18 protein-coding genes, 1 pseudogene and 1 riboswitch are annotated in these 21,937 nt (G+C 40.4%); of the genes and pseudogenes, 10 read left to right on the top strand and 9 right to left on the bottom strand.

Annotated features, from left to right (window positions below; translation table 11 throughout):
- Nucleotides 1-157: 157 nt before the first annotated feature.
- The 6 genes from carA to NRL14_RS09965 all read left to right on the top strand — a co-directional run bounded on the left by carA (nt 158) and on the right by NRL14_RS09965 (nt 8,253).
- Nucleotides 158-1,294: a glutamine-hydrolyzing carbamoyl-phosphate synthase small subunit gene (gene carA, locus NRL14_RS09940; protein ID WP_306724550.1), complete on the top strand. Its 1,137-nt coding sequence runs from the start codon at nt 158-160 to the stop codon at nt 1,292-1,294.
- A gap of 16 nt (nt 1,295-1,310) precedes the next feature.
- Nucleotides 1,311-4,529 carry a carbamoyl-phosphate synthase large subunit gene (carB, locus tag NRL14_RS09945; protein ID WP_033037722.1) on the top strand — a complete coding sequence of 1,073 codons (3,219 nt, stop codon included), beginning with the start codon at nt 1,311-1,313 and terminating at the stop codon, nt 4,527-4,529.
- Nucleotides 4,530-4,577: 48 nt separating this feature from the next.
- Nucleotides 4,578-5,054, top strand: a complete 477-nt coding sequence (greA, locus tag NRL14_RS09950; RefSeq protein ID WP_306724551.1) for a transcription elongation factor GreA — start codon at nt 4,578-4,580, stop codon at nt 5,052-5,054.
- Nucleotides 5,055-5,380: 326 nt separating this feature from the next.
- The gene (locus tag NRL14_RS09955) at nt 5,381-6,439 is read left to right on the top strand and encodes a S66 peptidase family protein (protein ID WP_149605621.1); all 1,059 of its coding nucleotides are present in this window, start codon (nt 5,381-5,383) and stop codon (nt 6,437-6,439) included.
- A gap of 80 nt (nt 6,440-6,519) precedes the next feature.
- A riboswitch (FMN riboswitch) is annotated at nt 6,520-6,691 on the top strand.
- A gap of 244 nt (nt 6,692-6,935) precedes the next feature.
- Nucleotides 6,936-7,589: a 3,4-dihydroxy-2-butanone-4-phosphate synthase gene (gene ribB / locus NRL14_RS09960; RefSeq protein ID WP_149614141.1), complete on the top strand. Its 654-nt coding sequence runs from the start codon at nt 6,936-6,938 to the stop codon at nt 7,587-7,589.
- A gap of 277 nt (nt 7,590-7,866) precedes the next feature.
- On the top strand, nt 7,867-8,253 hold the full coding sequence (locus NRL14_RS09965; RefSeq protein ID WP_149614093.1) for a hypothetical protein: 387 nt from the start codon (nt 7,867-7,869) through the stop codon (nt 8,251-8,253).
- Between the two features lie 122 nt (nt 8,254-8,375).
- Here NRL14_RS09965 and NRL14_RS09970 read toward each other — a convergent pair whose 3' ends face one another.
- From NRL14_RS09970 to NRL14_RS09995, 6 genes are all read right to left on the bottom strand, one after another.
- Nucleotides 8,376-9,029, bottom strand: coding sequence for a nitroreductase family protein (locus tag NRL14_RS09970; RefSeq protein WP_306724552.1), 654 nt, complete (start codon nt 9,027-9,029; stop codon nt 8,376-8,378).
- 89 nt (nt 9,030-9,118) lie between these two features.
- Nucleotides 9,119-9,895, bottom strand: coding sequence for a glycine betaine ABC transporter substrate-binding protein (locus NRL14_RS09975; RefSeq protein WP_306724553.1), 777 nt, complete (start codon nt 9,893-9,895; stop codon nt 9,119-9,121).
- On the bottom strand, nt 9,892-10,446 hold the full coding sequence (locus tag NRL14_RS09980; protein WP_306724554.1) for a thioredoxin family protein: 555 nt from the start codon (nt 10,444-10,446) through the stop codon (nt 9,892-9,894). The genes NRL14_RS09975 and NRL14_RS09980 overlap by 4 nt, the downstream gene beginning before the upstream one ends.
- A 52-nt stretch (nt 10,447-10,498) precedes the next feature.
- On the bottom strand, nt 10,499-11,605 hold the full coding sequence (locus NRL14_RS09985; protein WP_306724555.1) for an L-dopachrome tautomerase-related protein: 1,107 nt from the start codon (nt 11,603-11,605) through the stop codon (nt 10,499-10,501).
- A 307-nt stretch (nt 11,606-11,912) separates the two neighbouring features.
- Nucleotides 11,913-12,107, bottom strand: coding sequence for a putative quinol monooxygenase (locus tag NRL14_RS09990; protein ID WP_306724556.1), 195 nt, complete (start codon nt 12,105-12,107; stop codon nt 11,913-11,915).
- Between the two features lie 27 nt (nt 12,108-12,134).
- Nucleotides 12,135-13,160 (bottom strand): zinc-binding alcohol dehydrogenase family protein, encoded by a 1,026-nt coding sequence (locus NRL14_RS09995; protein WP_182701079.1) that lies wholly within the window; start codon nt 13,158-13,160, stop codon nt 12,135-12,137.
- Nucleotides 13,161-13,293: 133 nt separating this feature from the next.
- On the opposite strand from NRL14_RS09995, the gene NRL14_RS10000 reads away from it, so the two are divergent.
- The 3 genes from NRL14_RS10000 (at nt 13,294) to rhlP (ending at nt 15,696) form a co-directional block, all read left to right on the top strand.
- Nucleotides 13,294-14,229, top strand: a complete 936-nt coding sequence (locus NRL14_RS10000; protein WP_306724557.1) for a LysR family transcriptional regulator — start codon at nt 13,294-13,296, stop codon at nt 14,227-14,229.
- Nucleotides 14,230-14,242: 13 nt separating this feature from the next.
- Nucleotides 14,243-14,587, top strand: coding sequence for a lactoylglutathione lyase (locus NRL14_RS10005; RefSeq protein WP_306724558.1), 345 nt, complete (start codon nt 14,243-14,245; stop codon nt 14,585-14,587).
- 314 nt (nt 14,588-14,901) lie between these two features.
- Nucleotides 14,902-15,696 (top strand): rhombotarget lipoprotein, encoded by a 795-nt coding sequence (rhlP, locus tag NRL14_RS10010; protein ID WP_050482403.1) that lies wholly within the window; start codon nt 14,902-14,904, stop codon nt 15,694-15,696.
- 68 nt (nt 15,697-15,764) lie between these two features.
- Here rhlP and NRL14_RS10015 read toward each other — a convergent pair whose 3' ends face one another.
- The 3 genes and pseudogenes from NRL14_RS10015 to NRL14_RS10025 form a co-directional block, all read right to left on the bottom strand.
- On the bottom strand, nt 15,765-16,655 hold the full coding sequence (locus tag NRL14_RS10015) for a dienelactone hydrolase family protein (protein ID WP_306724559.1): 891 nt from the start codon (nt 16,653-16,655) through the stop codon (nt 15,765-15,767).
- A gap of 232 nt (nt 16,656-16,887) precedes the next feature.
- Nucleotides 16,888-20,035: pseudogene (locus NRL14_RS10020) on the bottom strand (efflux RND transporter permease subunit).
- Between the two features lie 2 nt (nt 20,036-20,037).
- The gene (locus NRL14_RS10025; protein WP_149614088.1) at nt 20,038-21,216 is read right to left on the bottom strand and encodes an efflux RND transporter periplasmic adaptor subunit; all 1,179 of its coding nucleotides are present in this window, start codon (nt 21,214-21,216) and stop codon (nt 20,038-20,040) included.
- 169 nt (nt 21,217-21,385) lie between these two features.
- Here NRL14_RS10025 and NRL14_RS10030 point away from each other — a divergent pair, with 169 nt between their 5' ends.
- The gene (locus tag NRL14_RS10030) at nt 21,386-21,649 is read left to right on the top strand and encodes a YkgJ family cysteine cluster protein (protein ID WP_306724560.1); all 264 of its coding nucleotides are present in this window, start codon (nt 21,386-21,388) and stop codon (nt 21,647-21,649) included.
- Nucleotides 21,650-21,937 lie beyond the last annotated feature (288 nt).

The raw sequence follows: 21,937 nt of genomic DNA on the forward strand, positions 1-21,937 counted from the left end.
GAAAAATGATTGAAGGTTGAATGCTTTACATCTGCATCATTTAAGACTGCGTAAAACAATTTAAGCTCACAAAAATCTGGTTTTGACGATCCCTCTGGGTATTGGCGGGGTGTTAAGCAATTGCTTACTCCCGTTTTTTACTGTTAGGAGGTTTAACTTGACTAAATCCGCTCTGTTAGTCCTAGAAGACGGCACAGTGTTTCGCGGTACTGCAATCGGCGCTGACGGCATGTCAGTCGGTGAAGTGGTATTCAATACGTCTATGACTGGTTATCAAGAAATTTTGACTGATCCATCATACGCGGAACAAATCGTAACTTTGACGTACCCACATATCGGTAATACGGGTACCAACAGCGAAGACGAAGAAGCGAATCAAATTTGGGCTAAAGGCCTAGTGATCCGTGATTTGCCACTGCTAGCAAGTAACTTTCGTAACGAGCAATCGTTAGATGATTACTTAAAAGAACGTAATGTTTTAGGTATTGCGGACATCGACACCAGAAAGCTAACTCGAATTTTGCGTGATAAAGGCGCACAAAACGGGTGTATTGTTGCCGGTGACGAGCTAGACGAAAATAAAGCGTTACAAGCCGCGCAAGCCTTCCCAGGTTTAAAAGGTATGGATTTAGCAAAAGTTGTCTCAACCAAGGAAAATTTTGAGTGGCGCGAATCAAGCTGGACATTAGGTGAAGGATTTAAAACCCTTGACGCTGCTGATGAAAAGTTTCATGTTGTTGCCTACGACTTCGGTGTAAAACGTAATATTTTACGTATGCTTGTAGACCGTGGTTGTAAACTTACAGTAGTACCAGCGCAAACTTCAGCCGCTGACGTACTTGCTTTAAACCCTGATGGTATCTTTCTATCTAATGGCCCTGGTGATCCTGAGCCATGTACTTACGCTATTGAAGCCATTCAAGCCTTTTTAGAAACCGACACACCTATTTTTGGTATCTGTTTAGGTCATCAGTTATTAGCCCTTGCCTCAGGTGCTAAAACAGAAAAAATGAAATTTGGCCACCACGGTGGTAACCACCCAGTTAAAGACCTAGACCGTAATGTAGTTATGATCACAGCTCAAAACCATGGTTTTGCAGCTCAAGAATCAAGCCTACCAAGTACGCTTCGTGCCACGCATAAATCGTTATTTGATGGAACGCTTCAAGGTATTCATCGTACTGATAAGCCTGCGTTTAGCTTCCAGGGTCACCCTGAAGCAAGTCCAGGTCCACACGATGCAGCACCATTATTTGACCACTTCATCGATTTGATGCAAGCGCGTAAACACTAATTTAACTGGAGTAATAATGCCAAAACGTACCGACATAAAAAGCATTCTTATCTTAGGCGCAGGCCCAATAGTAATTGGTCAAGCTTGTGAATTTGACTACTCTGGTGCTCAAGCGTGTAAAGCACTTAGAGAAGAAGGCTATAGAGTTATATTAGTTAACTCAAACCCTGCAACTATCATGACCGATCCTGAAATGGCCGATGCTACCTACATCGAACCAATTCACTGGGAAGTGGTAGAAAAAATTATTGAAAAAGAAAAGCCAGATGCAGTACTGCCTACAATGGGTGGTCAAACAGCATTAAACTGTGCACTTGATTTAGACAAGCACGGTGTATTGGCTAAGCATGGCGTTGAGCTAATTGGCGCAACGGCTGATGCAATCGACAAAGCAGAAAACCGTGAACGCTTTGACGTAGCAATGAAAAACATTGGTCTTGAATGTCCACGTGCTGAGATTGCTCACACAATGGAAGAAGCAAAAGATACAATGACCCGCATTGGCTTGCCGTGTATCATTCGTCCTTCTTTCACCATGGGTGGCACCGGTGGCGGTGTTGCTTACAACATGGAAGAGTTTGAAGAAATTTGTGAGCGCGGTTTAGACTTATCGCCAACAAACGAATTATTGATTGATGAATCACTGATTGGTTGGAAAGAGTACGAAACAGAAGTTGTACGTGATAAAAACGATAACTGTATTATTGTTTGTACCATTGAAAACTTTGACCCTATGGGTGTTCACACTGGCGATTCAATCACCGTTGCACCAGCGCAAACGTTAACCGACAAAGAATACCAAATTATGCGTAACGCCTCTATGGCGGTATTACGTGAAATTGGTGTAGAAACTGGCGGTTCTAACGTGCAGTTTGGTATTAATCCTGAAGATGGCCGTATGGTTATCATTGAGATGAACCCACGCGTATCACGCTCATCTGCACTTGCATCAAAAGCAACGGGTTTCCCAATTGCTAAAATTGCTGCAAAGCTAGCAGTAGGTTACACGCTTGATGAGCTTCAAAACGATATTACTGGCGGTAAAACTCCAGCGTCTTTTGAGCCTTCAATCGATTACGTTGTAACAAAAATTCCTCGCTTTAACTTTGAAAAATTTGCCGGTGCTAACGACCGCTTAACTACGCAAATGAAATCTGTTGGCGAAGTAATGGCGATTGGTCGTAACCAACAAGAATCATTACACAAAGCATTACGTGGTCTTGAAGTGGGCGCAACTGGTTTTAACCCAATAGTTGCACTTGATGACCCTAAAGCGAAAGAAAAAATCATCCGCGAATTACGCGAGCCAGGTGCTGAGCGTATCTGGTACATTGCCGATGCAATGCGCCACGGTATGAGCGTTGATGATGTTTACGAGCTGACTAAGGTTAATCGCTGGTTCTTAGTACAAATAGAAGATATTTTAAAAGACGAAGCAAAAATTGGTGAAGTAGGTATGGCTGGTTTAAATGCCGACTTCCTACGTAAACTTAAACGCAAAGGTTTCGCAGATCCACGTATAGCTGAAATTGCTGGTGTATCTGAAGCTGAAATTCGTAAAAAACGTCACTTATTAAACATCGTGCCAGTATACAAGCGTGTTGATACGTGCGCCGCAGAATTTAGCTCAGACACAGCTTACATGTACTCATCTTACGATGAAGAGTGTGAAGCAAACCCAACAGATAAAGACAAAATCATGGTTATTGGTGGCGGGCCTAACCGTATCGGCCAAGGTATTGAATTTGATTACTGTTGTGTACATGCCTCGCTTGCGCTTCGCGAAGACGGCTATGAAACCATTATGGTTAACTGTAACCCTGAAACAGTATCTACCGATTACGATACATCAGACAGATTATACTTCGAACCAATTACACTTGAAGACGTACTTGAAATTGTACGTGTTGAAAAGCCTAAAGGCGTTATCGTGCAGTACGGTGGTCAAACACCACTTAAATTAGCACGTGAGCTTGAAGCTAATGGCGTGCCAGTAATAGGTACTTCACCAGATGCGATTGACCGTGCAGAGGACCGCGAACGATTCCAACAACTTGTTGAGCGTTTAAATTTACTTCAGCCAGAAAACGCAACAGTAACTTCAACTGAAGAAGCACTACTTAAATCAGTTGAGATTGGCTTCCCATTAGTTGTACGCCCGTCGTATGTACTAGGCGGTCGTGCAATGGAAATTGTATACGACGAAGATGATTTACGTCGCTACATGACCGAAGCGGTACAAGCATCAAACGAAGCACCTGTATTACTGGACCGTTTCTTAGATAATGCGATTGAAGTTGACGTTGACGCAATTTGCGACGGCGAGCAAGTAATCATCGGCGGTATCATGGAGCACATTGAGCAAGCGGGTGTTCACTCGGGTGACTCAGCCTGTTCATTACCAGCGCATTCTTTATCACAAGAAGTGCAAGACGTAATGCGCAAGCAAGTAACCGACATGGCGCTTGAGCTTGGTGTTGTTGGCTTGATGAATACACAGTTTGCCGTAAAAGATGGCAAAGTGTACTTAATTGAAGTCAACCCGCGTGCTGCACGTACGGTACCGTTTGTATCTAAAGCTACCGGTGTGGCGCTTGCAAAAGTAGCTGCTCGTTGTATGGCGGGTCAGTCTTTAGCAAGCCAAGGTATTACTAAAGAAGTGATCCCTCCTTACTACAGCGTCAAAGAAGTTGTACTGCCATTTGCTAAGTTTCAGGGTGTGGATCCAATCCGTGGTCCTGAGATGCGTTCAACAGGTGAAGTGATGGGTGTTGGTGATACTTTCGCCGAAGCATTCGCAAAAGCACAATTAGGTGCAAGCAACACTTTACCACGCGGTGGTCGCGCGCTATTATCTGTTCGTAATAGCGATAAGCCACGTATTGTTGAATTAGCCAAAATCATGACCGACTTAGGTTTTGAACTTGACGCAACTGGTGGCACGGCACACGCTCTTGAAGAAGCTGGCATTGAAGTACGACGTGTAAACAAAGTATATGAAGGCCGCCCGCATATTCTTGATTATATCAAGAATAAAGAGTACAGCTATATCGTTAATACCACCGAAGGTCGCCAAGCGATCGAAGATTCGAAGGTGTTACGTCGTGGTGCATTGCAAAATAAAACCAACTATACGACAACCTTGAACGCGGCTTTTGCTAACTGTACTGCTAACAAAGCAGATGACCGTAGTAAAGTAACGTCAGTTCAAGAGCTACACCTGCGATTGAACTAAGGAAATGTGCCAAGGCCAACTAGGGCCTTGGTGTTAAGTGAGAAAAGTATGCAATCAATTCCGATGACAGTTCGTGGCGCAGATTTACTGCGCAAAGAGCTTAACGAATTAAAAACAGTTACCCGTCCAAAAATTATCGCCGACATTGCTGTTGCGCGTGAACACGGTGACTTAAAAGAAAACGCTGAGTACCACGCTGCACGTGAGCAACAGGGTTTTTGTGAAGGTCGAATTCAAGAAATTGAAGCGAAGCTTTCAAATGTTCAGATAATCGACGTAACTAAAATGCCAAATACGGGCAAAGTTATTTTTGGCACCACAGTAACTATAGTAAATGTAGATACTGATGCTGAAGTAAAATACCGTATTGTAGGCGATGATGAAGCAGATATTAAAAACAACTTAATTTCTGTTAACTCACCGATTGCACGTGGCTTAATTGGTAAACAAATGGACGACGCAGTGTCTATTAAAACGCCAAAAGGTATCGTTGAGTACGAAATCATTGAAGTTGAGTATCTTTAACGCATAACTCACTTTAACGTTTTAAATAAAAACCGATGTAATTACATCGGTTTTTTTATGCCTTAAATAAATCACTATACTGTTCAGGGTATTCATATTGCATAAAGAGTAAGCATGATGATATAGGTACATAATCACTTTATACCAATCTGCTTATATATATGGGGTCTATTTAACGTTAAGAAAATTACGCTAGAACTAGGCAAAATTTTTTATATCTAGTTGTTCTAAATAAAAAACTTTTAACGACGTTATAATAGTGCAATTTAATTCGTTAAATTGATCAAAGATTTATGCAGGTTGGTATTATTAAAAAGGAACACTCAATGGCTAATATACTTTACCCAGCGCCTTTGAAAGTAGGATCAAAAATAGCAATTTGTTCACTTTCATCTGGGCTAAAAGAAAAATACCATGCTCGATTAGACATTGTTATAAATGGACTAAAACAACGAGGGTATGATCTTGTTGAAGGGGAGTTTTTACGTCAAAACAAACCACGTGAACAGCTTAACGCAAAAGCGCATGCTCAGCAGCTAATGGTTTTTTTACTTGATGATGAAATAGATGCGATTATGCCGCCGATGGGTGGTGAGCTGGCAATGGAGATACTGCCACTACTTGATTTTAACGCCATTAAAGAAGCAAAGCCTAAGTGGTTAGTTGGTTTTTCTGATGTGAGTACTATTGCATGTGCATTAACAGCTAAGTGCCAATGGGCAACCCTTCACAGCGCTAATCTTATGCAGTTACATCCAGATGAAAAAAATCCGTATAGCTTACAAATATTTGAAACTCTGACCTACGAAGCCGGTAGTAAATTTGAGCAAGGTCCTTCTTATTTATATCAAAAAAATAAGCCTGATTACGCGCAAAACCCGAACGAATTACTCAGCCCGAGTGAGCCCACAAATTGGCAATGTTTAAACTACACAGATAAACGCACCATAGAAATGTCTGGTCGGTTATTTGGTGGGTGTTTAGATACCGTAGGTTTATTACTTGACTCGCCATTTTTAGCGCTGCATGAGTTTAAGAAGCACAGCGCACCTGAAGGACTTATTCTATACCTCGAAAACTCAGAGCTTACGCCGACAACCGTTGCACGATTTTTACTGTCATTAAAATTAGCGGGCATATTTGACGACATCAATGGTTTGATTTTAGGGCGAAGTGAAATTACACAAAGTCATTATGATGCATTTGATTACCGCCATGCGTTAGATATAGCGCTAGGTGGGTGTTTATTTCCTGTAATTATTGATGCCGATATAGGTCATGTTCCACCTAACTTAAATTTAGTAAACGGCGCTACTTGTACAATCACCGCTGAAATAAATGAAGGTAAAGTAATCAAAGCTTCATTAAATACCGAGCTTTGTTAGAAGTGTACTCACTTACCTTTGATAAGTAATTAGGTTAAAGGGTATAATAAGCCTGCTTTTATAGCGCTCTAGTTATAAAAGTGAATTCTCAGGGCGGGGCGAAATTCCCCACCGGCGGTATGTTTAATGTTTTTTATGACTTAAACGAGCCCGCGAGCGCTTTATTTAACTTATTTTAGGTTAAGTAAAGGTCAAGCAGATCTGGTGAAATGCCAGAGCCGACGGTTACAGTCCGGATGAAAGAGAATATGGCTTATTACACTAATACCGATTTTATTAAAGGCCTGATCATTGTATCGCGTTAAGTGAGCTGTTTTTTTGCGCTATAATTAATCACTAATTTAATGCAGTTGGTATAACACTGTGCGCTGCATTTTGTTGCGTGCTTTTTGTTATTTTATTTAAGCTATTTTGGTAGTTATCGCTTTAAATTTAAGTGATGTATTACTGATCCTTTCACAGTCCTGAATCTATTATTTTTATTTGGAATATAATGATGATTCAGTCTCTACTTACTCAATTCGGCGAAAGCCATACCCGCGTACAAAGCGCAATCACTGCACTACAGCAAGGCCAAGGCGTACTTGTTGTTGATGATGAAAACCGTGAAAATGAAGGCGACTTTGTTTTTTCAGCTGAGCATTTAACGACTTCTCAAATGGCCGAGATGATCCGCGAAGGCAGCGGCATTGTTTGCTTATGCATGGGGGAGGAGCGCATTAAACAGCTCGACTTACCGCAAATGGTAACCCACAACACCAGTCAAAATAACACCGCTTATACAGTCACTATTGAAGCTAAGCATGGCGTAACAACAGGTGTGTCTGCTGCTGATAGAGTAACTACTATAAAAGCAGCGACAGCCGATAACGCCAAACCAAGTGATTTATCGCGTCCAGGGCATGTGTTTGGTTTAAAAGCACAAACGGGCGGCGTATTAGTGCGCCGTGGCCATACCGAAGCATCCGTTGGTTTAATGCAACTTGCCGGCTTAAAACCATTTGGCGTAATTTGCGAACTAACAAACTCTGATGGTTCAATGGCGCGCTTACCAGAGGTAAGTGATTATGCTAATAAGCATAATATGACCGTGGTTTCTATTGAAGATCTCGTGCAATACATTCAAGCTGCGCAGCTTAAAGTGAGTTAAATTACTACTTTATCAGCCTTAGATATATTATAAAGCACGCACCTGTTGCGTGTTTTTATGGGTCTAACTTGCTCTTTAAATATAATAATCACTTGTTTTTATTGACATTATTTAAGAAGCTTAGCGAAGAAATTGAACTTTCTGTAGCCGCTATAAACAGTACTCTATAAGGAATTACCCCATTAAAATAGATTATTCTAACTATACACTTGAAGAATTGTTCGATGTAAAAGCTAATATAGATAAAGATAAATACACTGAGAATTTCAATGCATTAATGGCTGAATTTTTAAAAAGAGAAAACGAATTAAAACACTATAATGATGCGATAGAAAAAGAGGCTGAGGCTAAAAAAATATTACAAATGACCAGCTGCTCTAATAAAAGAATAGTGGGTGTGTTTTTATTTGGTTTGTGTATCAGTTTACCCTTAATGTTGTTCGCTGAACTGTCGATTTTAAGCACGATTAATCAATTTTACAGCGTGGTACTTTTATTTATGGTGGGGTTACCTTTATTGCATTCTTTTCGTTATGGCTGGACACTATCTAAATACGGTATAGTGACTGTAACCGACGATGTGTTTTCCTTCACTGTAATGCAATTGTTTTATAGCTGTATTTTTTGTTCAATACTTTTGCTTACCATATTAAGGTGGCCTTAACAGTTACTGCAGCACATTAGTACAGAGTAATATGCTTGGTCCTTTACTGAATATGATTTGTATTAATAAATGTATAAGCGAAAAATAACAGCTGATATAAACCAGCTGCTTGGTTTGAAAAATTATAAAACCTGAATAACTTGCTCTTTTGCCAAACGAGACTTTGGCAGTTTAGCATTATAATCTTCAGCATTATCGTGATAGCCAAGTACTAACGCTACGTCGCATATGTAACCATCGAGTTCTTTTTCAAAAACATTGCCAATCAGCTCGGCATCTACGCCTTCCATTGGGGTTGAATCAATGCCTAAACGTGCAGCGGCATGTATAGTGTTACCCAGTGCAATGTAAGTTTGTGCTTTAGTCCATGTTGCATTGTTACCTTGCTCATCAGTATTCATATCAACAAACGCATAAGCACCAAAAGCTTGTTCGCGATTTTCTGCTTGAGTACGACCATTTTTAATGTCGGCATCAATGACTTGTGCGTAATCTTCGCGGGTATATTTAGGGTTGTAAGCAAATAAAATAACGTGCGACGCTGTTTTAATATGAGGCTGATTAAATTGAAACTTATTAGCAAAGGTATTATGCATACGTTCTTTAGCTTCGTCAGACTCAATAACAATAAATTTCCAAGGTTGTGAGTTAATAGATGAAGGAGAAAGACGCATAGCTTCAAAAACTACGTCTAGATCATCTTGAACAATACGCTTGGTTGTATAACGTTTAGTTGTGTAACGTTTTTCTAAATCACTAATAATTGGGTGAGTCATTTGTTTCTCCGTTAAGTGGCCTGTTTGACCGATGTTTACTATATTGAGCCGTTTTATTAAAAACAAAGCCCGTATAACTATTTAATTACTTACTTGTTGAGCCACTGGCGCGTTACGTCATCAAGTACTTGTCGCTCTTTGCTAACTTTATAATCAAGTGCGGCAATTATGTCGTTTGAAAAGTGTAACTTATCAAGTGTGTCTAATTGAGCTTGACTAAAGAGCGCTTGTTTATCATCACGCAGCAATAAAACTGCTCTATCAACGCTGCCAAGTAAACCTTGTGGATCGGCAAGTTCACGTATTTTATGTTTATGGTGTAAAAATTGAGGTTTCCAAAGGGGAACTACGCACCATGTGTGAGTTGCAACGGCGTTTTCAAAAGCGCTAAAGCAATCATCTTCTGTGCCAGTTAAAAATTCATAGCCAGCTTGAGATAACCCGTACTCTTTCATCATGTTAATTGAAAAGCGAGTAATGCCAGCACCGGTATTTATGCCCTGAATCGTTTTTTGCATTTTGGCAAGGACATCAGGTTTCAGTAAGTCGCTAATTTGACTTACGGCATGCTCTGGTATGTAATCGGGCACGCCCCAGTGAGCATAAGGTTGGTAATGTAAGCCAAGTTCAATAAGTGGCATAAGCAGCTCCACATCAGCTTTATAAATACCGTGGCTTGACGGAAGCCACGCAGAAGCGAGTAGGTCTATCTCACCTGATTTTAAATGTTTAAAGTTATCTTGATGCGGCGCGTAAATACGCTCAACGCTAAAGCCCATATCAGTTAAAACATGGCTGATAATTGAAGCGGTAACTCGATGAAATGATAAATCGGTTACACCTAATTTTAAATGTGGTGTACTCATAATGTATTACTCCATTTAATAGAGCAGCCCATGCTAGGTGTTTGCTGCTGAGGGCCTTTGCCTGTTGCGGCAATTTGGCGCATTGCATTAACTAACTCAGGGGTACGATGTGTGGTGCCATTCATTTTTGTATCGTCTAAGCGGCCACGGTATTGCAGTTTCCCATGATTGTTAAAACCAAAAAAGTCAGGTGTGCATACCGCGCCATAGGCTTTGCCTACGCGCTGGTCTTCATCAACCAAATAGGGAAATAAAAAGCAATGTTGTTTAGCAAATTTTTCCATATTGGCAGGAGAGTCTTCTGCTACATATTGGTAGTCGTTTGACATGATAGCTAATACATTAATGCCTTCACTAATAAGTGTCGCGGTGTCTTGGCTCAAGCGATTGGCTATGCGTTGTACATAAGGGCAGTGGTTACAAATAAACATAATGAGTAAGCCATTTTTACCCAGATTATCGACTAATGAAAACGACTCACCTAATGGGCTTTTTAGTGTGAAGCTAGGGGCTTGCCAGCCAAAATCACAAATTGGTGTATCTAATAACATACGTTAAATCCTATAAAGCCAGCCCGTATGGCTGGCTTATAAAAATAATTAATTATTTTTGATTAAAGCGAAAACGCGTTAATACGTAAGGCGGCTTTGCATTACCAAAGCCTTGGCTAAATGCAGGGTGCTGGTGGAGTTGATCTTGTGTTACATAAATCCAACCATTGCTTACTGCTAGACTGTCAGGCCATGATAATCGTTTATCTTGAACAATTATTTCGTAATGGCCTTTAGTGGTTAAGCCAATCGCATTGTTTTCAAGGTCGGTTACCAAAATGCCGCCGCCAGGAGCGTAGGTCATGCCATCGCTTGGATTTTTAGGGCCAAACACTTCAATATTCTGTGCTTTTTTAGTGTCAGAGTAACTGTTATTAGCCAATACTTTTGCTGGGATACGGTAAACCTTAGTGCCAGTAAATGAGCCAAAGTAAACCCATTCGTTATTGTCATCAATCGTTATTGGGTTTAAGCCAAAGCGAAGGTTATTGGTTTTTCCTTCAGGTGATTTAGATGCAACTGGTGAGGCTTCAATAATGATATCGCGCTCCTCCGGCATTAATGTGGCACTGCCTTCGAGTACGCGAGTAGACTCACCTGTGTTTAAATCAACCACAATAAAGGCGGGCTTGGTTGCGCCCATAAAATTACCAAATGACATATCAGCTATGTAAATTTTGTTATTAAGTTCATCAATCACAAAGTCTTGTAAAAATGAATTAGCAAGTACCGCTGATTCATTTAGTTTTATTGTGTTTACTAAGCTGTTATTTACGCTATCCCAAGCAATAAGTTTAGGGGCTACTTTTTCGCTCCCCATATCTAAAATCCACACAACGCCTTTACTGTCGTTGTGAATGCCGATAACTGCCGCAAGGCCTACCTTGCCAATTTCTGGGCCGTCTGCCCAATCGGTAGTTGGAAACGGTTGCTGTACGCCATTAGCCATAATTTCAACAACGCGTGTTTTTGGGTTATCTAGCGGATGCATACTTACTAGCATCCTGCCTGCCGGTGTAATCGTAATACCTGCACCGCGATATTTAGTAAACGTAGTGACGGTTTCAAGTGGGCCGACTTCTACGGCATTAGCACTTGTTAAGGCGCTTGCTACTAGTGAAAGCGTTGCTATGGCTAAAGTACTTTTGAATTTTTTCATCTTTTGCTACTCGCTGTATTTATCTGAATTTGAAGTGGTATAAATCACTTGCTCATTTATGAGCAGTTTTATTGCTTGAGGAAATAATAAGCGGGTATTGAAAGGCAATAAACAGCATAATAATTGAATCTTTATCAAATAATAATAGATAATGAAAGTAGCTAATAAAAAAACACCAATCTAAATTGGTGTTTTTATTAAAATCGCCACTTTAACGAATAGCGGTTAGTTCATTAATAGTAAAAGATGCAATGCAGCCTTCAACTTTTGCTAAGTAGTTTTTAATGCTTTGTGCTTCCATATGTTGTTACCAAAGTTCATAACTTTGCCAGTTCTCATAAAACACAAAGTGAGCATCATCTTGATTATTTTGATGCAAGGTATATGTAACACACCCAGGCTCTTTATGTGTTTGTTCAACAAGCAACAAAAGTGCACTTTTTACCATGTCTATTTTATCGGTGTTAGCAAAAATATTAGCGATTATAGTAAGCTGAGTCATAACTTCCCTTATAATGAAAAATGGTATTTAAAAGCCTTCAAGTACAATTTTACCGATTGATTTACCCGCTTCTAGCTCTTCGTGAGCAATACGTAAATTAGCCGCATTAATAGTGCCTAAGTTTTTACCAATCGTGGTTTGAATGTAGCCTTGGTCAATCAAATCGGCAACATGATTTAATAACTTACTTTGCTCAATTAAATCTTTGGCATTAAACATTGAGCGGGCAAACATAAATTCCCAATGTAGAGATAAACTTTTCATTTTTAATTTGCTAACATCTAATGACTCAGGATCGTCAATCATTGCAATTTTACCAAATGGTGCAAGTACCTCTGTATACGCTTCAAAGTAAGTATCAGTACTATGCAGGCTTGCTACATGTGTTACCGAGCCAATGTTTAATGCGTCAATTTGAGCAGGTAATGGTTTTGTATGGTCAACGACATAATCAGCACCTAGTTTTTTAACCCATGTTTGCGAGCTTTCACGCGATGCAGTGGCAATCACCGTTGCGCCAGTAATCGCTTTAGCAAGTTGAATAAAAATAGAGCCAACGCCGCCTGCGGCACCTGTTACTAAAATAACTTCGTCTGATTTTGTTGTTGCATTAGCAGCTTGTTTTACAATGTTTAAATGCTCAAATAATAATTCGTACGCTGTTATTGCAGTAAGGGGCAATGCAGCTGCTTCGGCGTCGTTTAAGCTTTGTGGTTTGAACCCTACAATGCGCTCATCCACTAATTGAAATTCTGCATTACTACCTGGGCGAGTAATATCACCTGCGTAATAAACCGCATCACCGAGTTTAAATGCCGTTACAGCATCGCCGATTGCAACAACTTCACCAACGGCATCCCAACCAATAACTTTTACTTCACCCTCAGCAGGGGGCATAGATGCACGCACTTTGTAATCTGCTGGGTTAACTGCAATAGCTTTAACTTTAATTAATAAATCGCGACCTGTTGCAACTGGCTGTGGTAATTCAACATCAATTAACGACTCAGGATTAGTAACAGGAAGAGATTTTTTATAACCAATGGCTTTCATAATAAATGTCCTAATTTGTTTACGTATAAGATGCAAGCCATGCTTTGGCTAGCTGATGGATATATAGTAGACCTTGATTTAATATAGATAAACCGCATAATCGTTGAATCATTATCAAATATAAATAGATAATATGAACGTAGAAGATTTAAAACTTATTTTAAAAGTCGCTGAGTTTAGAAGTATTACGCTCGCAGCTGCTAAGTTAGATATGCGTACAGCCACAGCAAGCGCTGCTATTAAACGTGTAGAATCGGCGCTTGGTAGCGAATTGTTTGTTCGTACTACCCGTCATTTAAGGTTATCGGCTGCTGGGGAGCGCTACATTCCACAATGTGAACAGGCTTTGGCAGTACTTGAGCTTGCAAAGCAAAATCTAAAAGGTGAACACGACGAAATTGAAGGGGAGTTGCGTGTTGCGCTTTCATCTGATTTGGGGCGAAATTTAGTGATCCCATGGATTGATGAACTCATGGATAATTACCCAAAGTTAAGTTTAAGAACACATATAAGTGATAGTAATATCGACTTTTATCGAGATTCAGTTGATATTGCACTTCGTTACGGCTCGCCTAATGATGCTAGCGTTTATGGTTTTAAAATTTGCAACGTACCGCGCCTATTGTGTGCAACTGACGAATATCTCTTACAAAACGGAACTCCCATGCACCCCGATGATTTAGCGTCGCATCAAGGTTTGTTTTATCAGTTGCAGGATATTATAAATAATACGTGGGAATTCACCGATGGTGAGGCAAAATATAAAGTTAAAATGGACGGCCGGCGCGCCTCAAACGATGGTGATTTAGTAAGGCGCTGGTGCGTTGCGGGTAAAGGCTTGGCTGTTAAGTCGGCTCTTGATATGGCCGACGATTTACTCAATGACAGGGTGGTTACTGTAATGCAAGATTATCAACATGTTAATGGTGAACTCTGGCTTATTTGCCCAAGTAGGCAGTCAATAACCCCAGCGGTGCGTTTACTACGTGATGCATGCAGAGCAAAATCCCAAGCTATTTTGCAGCAGTTGGTAAATAAAGGAATTATTGATAAAAGCGTACTGAGCTAATTAAGGAAGAGTTATGCAAGTTGATGATATTAGAATTTTTATTCCCTGTAAAAATTATGAGCAATCTCAGCGCTTTTATAAAGCGCTGGGATTTAAGATTGAAGATGCCTCAAATGATTTATGCGTGTGTACTTTTGGCGAATGTACGTTTTTTTTACAGCGTTATTATAATAAAACGTTTGCTGAAAACTTAATGCTGCAACTTTGTGTGTTAAATATAGATGAAGCATACGAACTCATTAGTAATCTAAACGGCTTCAATATCCGTTTTGAGGGTATAAAACGAGGGCGTGTTGAACTTTATGGATTGAAATTTGTTCAATCTAGGGGCGATTTAATCGCGGCGCAGGGTTTGTAACCTAGTGGGCTAAGTAAAAACCGAGCAACAAAGAGTCAATCGCCCCTAGAAAGAACCCAAAGGGCAGCGTATGTTTGGTCTTTATGCTACGTTATCGCCTATGTATGGGGAACAACCACATATCATAGGCTCTGCCTTGCCTAAATACCAAACACACAGCTGCAAATTCAACCACCAAAGGTCAACACGCCCTAGACCCTTGGGGTAGCGTTATTTACTTATGGGGACCATCGGGTGAGCTTTGGCACGTAACTGAATTAAATTAAAAATAAAAAGGAATAAATGTGAAATTTAATAAATATATAATTATTTTTATGGCGACCTTACTTGCTTCTTGTAGTTCGTTTGTGAGTAACAATACAGGTAAAAATACGCAATCTAGTAGCTTAATGGACTTCTTATATCCTGATCAACAAAGCCGCTCTACCTATAAACCTGAGATACCTGTTTTAAAACTCCCTGTTACCGTCGGAATTGCATTTGTACCGTCTAAAAACTGGCAGCCAGACGGGTTAGAGACCCAAAACCAAGTCGAGTTACTCGAAAAAGTAAAAAAGTCATTTCTACAATATGATTACATTGACCGCATTGAAGTTATACCAAGTACCTATTTAAAAGGAGGTGAAGGTTTTGCAACACTCGAGCAAGTCGGGAGGCTTTACGATGTAGATGTAATGGCACTGGTTTCATATGATCAAGTTACGCAATCGTATGAAAATAATGCAGCCTTACTTTATTGGACAATAGTGGGTATGTACGTTATTCCAGGTAATGAAAATACAATTCAAACCTTTGTGGATACAGCTGTTTTTGATATTAAAAGTAGAAAAATGTTATTTAGAGCACCAGGTATAAGTAAACTTGAAAAAAGAACAACAGCAATAGGTATTGATGAAACGTTATCTGAAAAGTCGGCTGAAGGTTTTAATCTAGCAGTTAGTGATATGACTACTAATTTAGATGCAGAACTATCAAGGTTTAAAACACGTGTTAAAGAAGAAAAAATTGCAAAAGTCGAGAATAAAGATGGCTCTAGTAGCGGTGGCTCTTTGAGTATTTATTTACTTGTTTTGTTGTCGTTATTAGTTATGCGTAGCAAAAAAAATTAAAGTTAATAAAAACCAAGTATTTTTAATAGTGCCACCGGCTTAGAGCTGGTGGCATTATTTTTTATCCGCTAACTTAGCTTTTGATTAAAAAACTCAACGGTACGCTGCCATGCAAGCTCAGCATTGTCTTTATCATATCGACCTGTTGAGTCGTTATGAAAACCATGATTTGCCCCTTTATACATATGCATAGTGTATTCAACATTATTAGCTTTTAAATCTTGTTCGTACTGTGGCCACGACGCGTTTACACGTTTATCAAGCTCGCCTAATTGAATCATTAACGGCGCTTTAATATTTTTACGCAAACTTTCACTGGCTGGAGTGCCGTAAAAAGGCACTCCGGCGCTGATTAAATTACTATCTACTGCCGCTAAATAATTAACAATGTAGCCGCCAAAACAAAAACCGACAGCGCCTAACTTACCGTTACTGTTAGCATGCGATTTTAAAAAGTGCGCTGCGGCAACAAAATCGTTTTGAATTTTAGCGCGATCCATGTTTTTTTGCATAGCGCGTCCTTCATCATCATTACCAGGGTAGCCACCCAGTGGAAAAAGCGCGTCGGGTGCAAATGCAATAAAACCAATCTTAGCTAAGCGCCTTGCTACATCCTTTACGTATGGGTTTAATCCACGGTTTTCGTGGACCACAAGTACAACAGGAAGTTTACCTTCTATGTTTTTAGGGGTTACTAAGTAACCTTTGCCTTTACCGTGCCCGTCTGGCGAATCAAATTCTTCGTACGTTGCTTTAATATCATCGTCATTAAACGATACTTGTTCAGCCAATGCGTAATTAGGTAATAATGCTGATGTAAGTACAGCCATCGAAAAGCCAAGAGCAGCAAGGCCACCGAGTTTTTTCATAAAAGTACGTCGGTCCATTAAACCGTGGGCGTATTCGTCATACCAATCAAAGGCTTCTTGAGGAATGTGATCAGAGGGAGATGTATTCATGGCTGTTCCTTAATTTTATTATGTCTATTTATTATTTAAATACCATAACGTATTAGGGATAAAAAACGAGCAATATTTCTCTCAATTATTAGGACTGTTGCCAAAGTTATCCTGCGTGTTAAAAAATAAGTAATAGAAGTATTGTTAGGAAATAGGTGAATATCATTTTTAAGCTAAAAATAAAAAGCTCGGCATAATATGCCGAGCTTTTTTGGTTGGGATGTTACTTAATTTAGCTGTGAGTAGGCGCTGGTTGGGCATCTACTAGTGGTGGCTTGCCACGCATTTTACGTACTAATCGTTTAGCATCTTCTAGTGCAACATACTGGCACGGTATAAGTATCAGTGTAATTACTGTGGCAAATAACACACCAAAAGCAAGTGATACAGCCATTGGGATAACAATTTTAGCTTGTAAACTTGTTTCAAAAATAATTGGCATTACACCAATAAAGGTCGTGATTGAGGTAAGTAATATCGCTCTAAAGCGACGAGCACCGGCTTGCATTACAGCATCCTTAATCGCAACGCCTTCAGCGCGTGCTTTGTTTACAAAATCAACCATAACGAGGGAGTCATTTACGACCACACCCGCTACAGCAATAATGCCAAACATCGATAAGCTGCTCATAGTCATACCTAAAATCATATGGCCAAACATCGCGCCAACTACACCAAACGGAATAACCGACATTATAATAAGTGGCTGCGAGTAAGAGCGAAGCGGAATCGCTAACAAGGCAAATATAATCATCATTGATATACCAAAGTCACGAAGCTGCTCTGAAGCACTATCCATCTCTTCTTGAATGCGCCCAGCTACATCACTTGTAACGCCAGGGTAGCTTTTAAGTAATGTTGGTAAGTATTCATCACGAATTTCTTCTGCAATTGCAAATGGTTCGGCTTGGTCGGTATTTACCGCAGCCCATACGTTTACAGTACGTTTAGAGTTTTCGCGGCGAATACGGTTTACACCGTCAACCAATTTAACTTCGGCTATTTCACTTAGCGGTACTTCAGCGCCAGTAGGCGTAATAATACGCACACTTGCTATGTCACTAATTGAGTTACGTTCGTCTTCTGGGTAGCGGATCATCACTTTAATTTCTTCGCCTTCACGCAATATTCGCTGCGCTTCTAAGCCGTAGTAACTAAAGCTTACTTGCGATGCTACATCAGCAAGCGTTAAACCCATGCTGTAAGCGAGTGGTTTTAAATCAAGTTGCACTTCGTCGGTAGCACTTTGCATTGAGTCGTTTACGTCGCCAACGCCTTCCATTGTTTGTAATTTGGCTTTTAATTTACCAGCCACTTCTTTTAATTCGTCAGCATTTTTGCCTTCAAGTTTAAAGCTAACGTCGCCATCATCTCGACCGCCATTCATTATACTGTCTTGAATGGTCATGGTTTTAATGCCTGGTAGGGCTGGCATTTGCTCGCGCCATAACGCACTTAGGGCAAAGGTATCGATAGGGCGTAAATCAGGCTCTACCAAAATGGCCATAATATTTGCTTGCGTTCGTCCGCGCAGACTTACCGATAAATCGCGGATCATCGGTTTACCGTATTGCTCTTGTAGTTGCTGATCGACCTTTAACAACACGCTTTCTATTTTACGTGCGGTTTCAAGCGTTGCTTGCTCAGATGAGGCAAGGTTCATTTCTATATCAATACGCGGAAAGTCGTGCGGTATTTTAGGGTTTGGTACAAACTTAACTAAACCACCTGCAAACATACCTGCGCTTACAATAAGCAAACACATAAAGCCGACAATCACTGTATAGCGATAATGAATACAGCGGCTAACAAAAGGAAGGTAGTAGTTATTCACAAAGCCTTTTAAGCTGCTATCAATCACCATACGTAAGCGATGTAATAGATTTTTAGGGTTTGGTTTACGTGGATTCATTGCTGCAATATGCGCAGGTAAAATTAGTTTTGATTCAATGAGTGAAAAAATCAAACATAAAATAATAACGCCACCAATGGCTTTAGAAAAAGCAGCACCAGGGCCGGTTGCGAGTGTTTGTGGTAAAAATGCCGCAATAGTCGTTAGTACACCAAAGGTTGCTGGCATCGCAACGCGTTTAACACCGCGTACTACGTTATCAAGAGTGTGGCCGTATTTTTCTATTTCGGCACTGGCTGACTCGCCCACAACTATGGCGTCATCAACAACAATCCCGAGTACAAGTATAAAGGCAAAAAGAGAGGCTAGGTTAATTGTTACATCTAAAAAGCCAATAGGCATAAACAAAAAGGCGCCCAGAAAAGACACAGGTAAGCCCATCATGACCCAAAATGCTAAGCGTAGCGGTAAAAATAGTGCCAGCACTATCATTACTAACAAGCCACCCCAAATCATGTTATCGACCATCATATCGAGTCGACCTTCAAGGTAGTAAGTTAAATCAACAATAGGAGAGCTTAACACCTGCTGGTAAAAGCGGCTCTTTAGTTGCCATGTAGCTTTTAAGTACTTTTGCTACATCGGTAATGTCTTGATCTTTTGATGCGTTTACTTCAAACGAGAGTGAATTTTTACCATTGTATTTTGAATATTGTAGACCTTCTTCAAAGCCATCATTAATAGTTGCTACATCGCCTAAATAAATTTGTGCGCCATCAGCAAGGGTAATAAGTGGCAGTTTTTCAAACTCAAAACCACGGTAGGCTTGTTTTTCAACACGCATCGAAATATAACCATTTTCAGAGCGTATTTGCCCCGCCGACATATTGGCCGAAAAGTTTTGCACCGCGCCTGCAATATCTCTAAATGTTAAGCCATATTCGCGCAGTTTATCAGGGCTGACTTCTATACCAATTTCGTATTCTAAGCCGCCGTTAAAATTAACAAGGTTAACGTGAGGCAGTGCTTGTAACTCGTCTTTTATATCGTTGCCAAGCTCTTTTAACTGGTAGTTACTCATGTCGCCGTAAAGCGCGAGTATCATTACCTCTTGCTCAAACTTATCGCGGCGCACAACAGGGCGCTCCATCCCCGCTGGAAAGGTGTTTATTGAATCAACTTGTACTTTAATTTCATCAAGTACTTCTTGTGGATTGTATTGTTCTTCTATTTCAATCCACGCTTGTGAAAAACCACGGTTAGAGTAAGTAATTAAGCGTTTAATGCCTTCAATACCTTCGAGGTTTTCTTCAACCTTTATGGTTATGCCTTCTTCAACCTCTTGCGGGGCAGCCCCTGGGTAAACTGCTTGTACGCTTATCCAGTTACTTTCAAACTGTGGGAACATCTGTTTGCGAATGGTCATCGCCATTAAAATACCGCCCACTAATATAAATATCATTAGTAGGTTGGCTGCAACGGGATTTCGGGCAAACCATGCTATTAACCCTGTTTCACGAGTGTTCATGATTATTCCTCTTTCAGCGCAAGTTGAGTTACATCAGTTTTATCAGGCGCAATATCTTCAACTTTTACTGCCATACCTTCAGTTGGGTATTCAAGCGCTGAGGTAACAATTTGCTCGCCATTTTTTAACCCTTGGCTGGCTATAATCATGCCGTTTTGTTCGCGTATAATATTGAGAGTTTTAAACGACAATGTTAAATCGTCATTTAAAATTACAATTTTATTATCTTTAACTAAGTGGTGCGCAACAATAATTGCGTTATCAAGTGGGCGACCTTCAATGGTAGCGTTAATGTACGAACCAAAACGAAGAGGGCGTGTTTTATCGCCATAAGGTGTTGCAAGTTGTGCAACCAAGTAGCTCATACGGCTTGTTTGATCAACCACACCTTCGGTGCGAATTACTTTGGCCTGCCACATTGTTTGCTTACCCGCGTATTCTGCGTTAAATGTAACATTTGAGCCTACGCCACCATTTTTTAAATATTGCAGTTCTTGATCGGCAACCGGTAAACGTACCTCTGCAACTGAGGTTGCACTCAATGCACCAAAACTATTACCTGGGTTTACTACTGACCCCAAGCTAATTGTGCGCTCATTAATAATGGCATCATAAGGGGCTTTAATATAAGTACGTTCAAGATTGCGGCTAGCACGTTTAACACTTGCTTGAGCAGAGCGGTAACGCGCTAGTTTTTCGGCCAGTTGTGGTTTACGTAAATAAAGTTCTGAGGCAATAGCGTCGCTTGAGTCTGACTTAATACGCTCCCACTCAGCTTTCGCTACATGTGCTTGTGCGCGTTCTATTTCAAGTGCTGAGCTTGCTTGTGCTAAACCTGCTTGCGCTTCAATAAAGTCTGCCTCGTAATCATTTGCATCAATTCGTGCTAAAATATCGCCTTGCTTTACAAACGCGCCTTCAACAAATTGATCCGATACCGAAATAACTTGCCCGCTAACTTGTGCTATTAGCTCGGTACGATACTTGGGTTTAACAATGCCGTACGATTTAACATCGAGCGTTATAGAATCTAAAAGTACGCTTTGTGTTGCTACTAAAGGACGTAAATCTTGCTCTGGCTTTTCTTCAGGTGGCTGTTTCATCATCTTAAAGGCTATAGCTAGCGCAATGCCGCCTGCTAAAACAGCGATTGGGAGTATTATTTGTTTTGTAGTAGCCACAAGGCATTCCTTCATAATTGGTGGTGACAGAGCAATAATACGCAATAAAGTGTTTACAAGCTGTTTTAAGATGTAACAAAGCATTACATATGTGTGTTACAACTCGCTATGCGACTAATTAAGTTCCTAAAAAGAAATTAAAGTAAGTGTTTTTTATTCAGAGGAAATTATGAAAACCGAATCTATTAGTTGCAGACTAGGCTGCGGCGCATGTTGTATTGCGCCAAGTATTAGTTCGCCTATTCCAGGTATGCCAAATGGTAAAAAAGCCGGAGAGCGCTGTATTCAGCTGGACGAACGTAATTTATGTAAGTTATTTGGTGATGAAAGTCGGCCTAAAGTGTGTAGCGATTTTAGCGCCACGTTTGATGTGTGCGGGTCAACAAACGCGCAAGCCCTAGCGCTTATTACAGAGCTCGAAGAGCTCACTTAGTGAGCTATTAAAATACACATATATTTACACTTATTTATTACTGTGTATTTATTTTAAGTAATTAAAAGCTGCGCTTTTCACGCGAGCAAGCTCTGCGTCTACCGCCAAAGTGTAGGTTTGTGTCTGTTTTGTAGACGTGAAGCTTGCTTACGTTACGGGCATTGCCCGTCAATAAAGTTCATAAAGACGGTAAAAGTCGCTGGACTCTAAATAATTAAAAGCTGCGCTTTTCACGCGAGCAAGCTCTGCGTCTACCGCCAAAGTGTAGGTTTGTGTCTGTTTTGTAGA

This window comes from Pseudoalteromonas sp. 20-92, assembly GCF_030847595.1.
In the GTDB taxonomy this organism is placed as follows: domain Bacteria; phylum Pseudomonadota; class Gammaproteobacteria; order Enterobacterales; family Alteromonadaceae; genus Pseudoalteromonas; species Pseudoalteromonas fuliginea.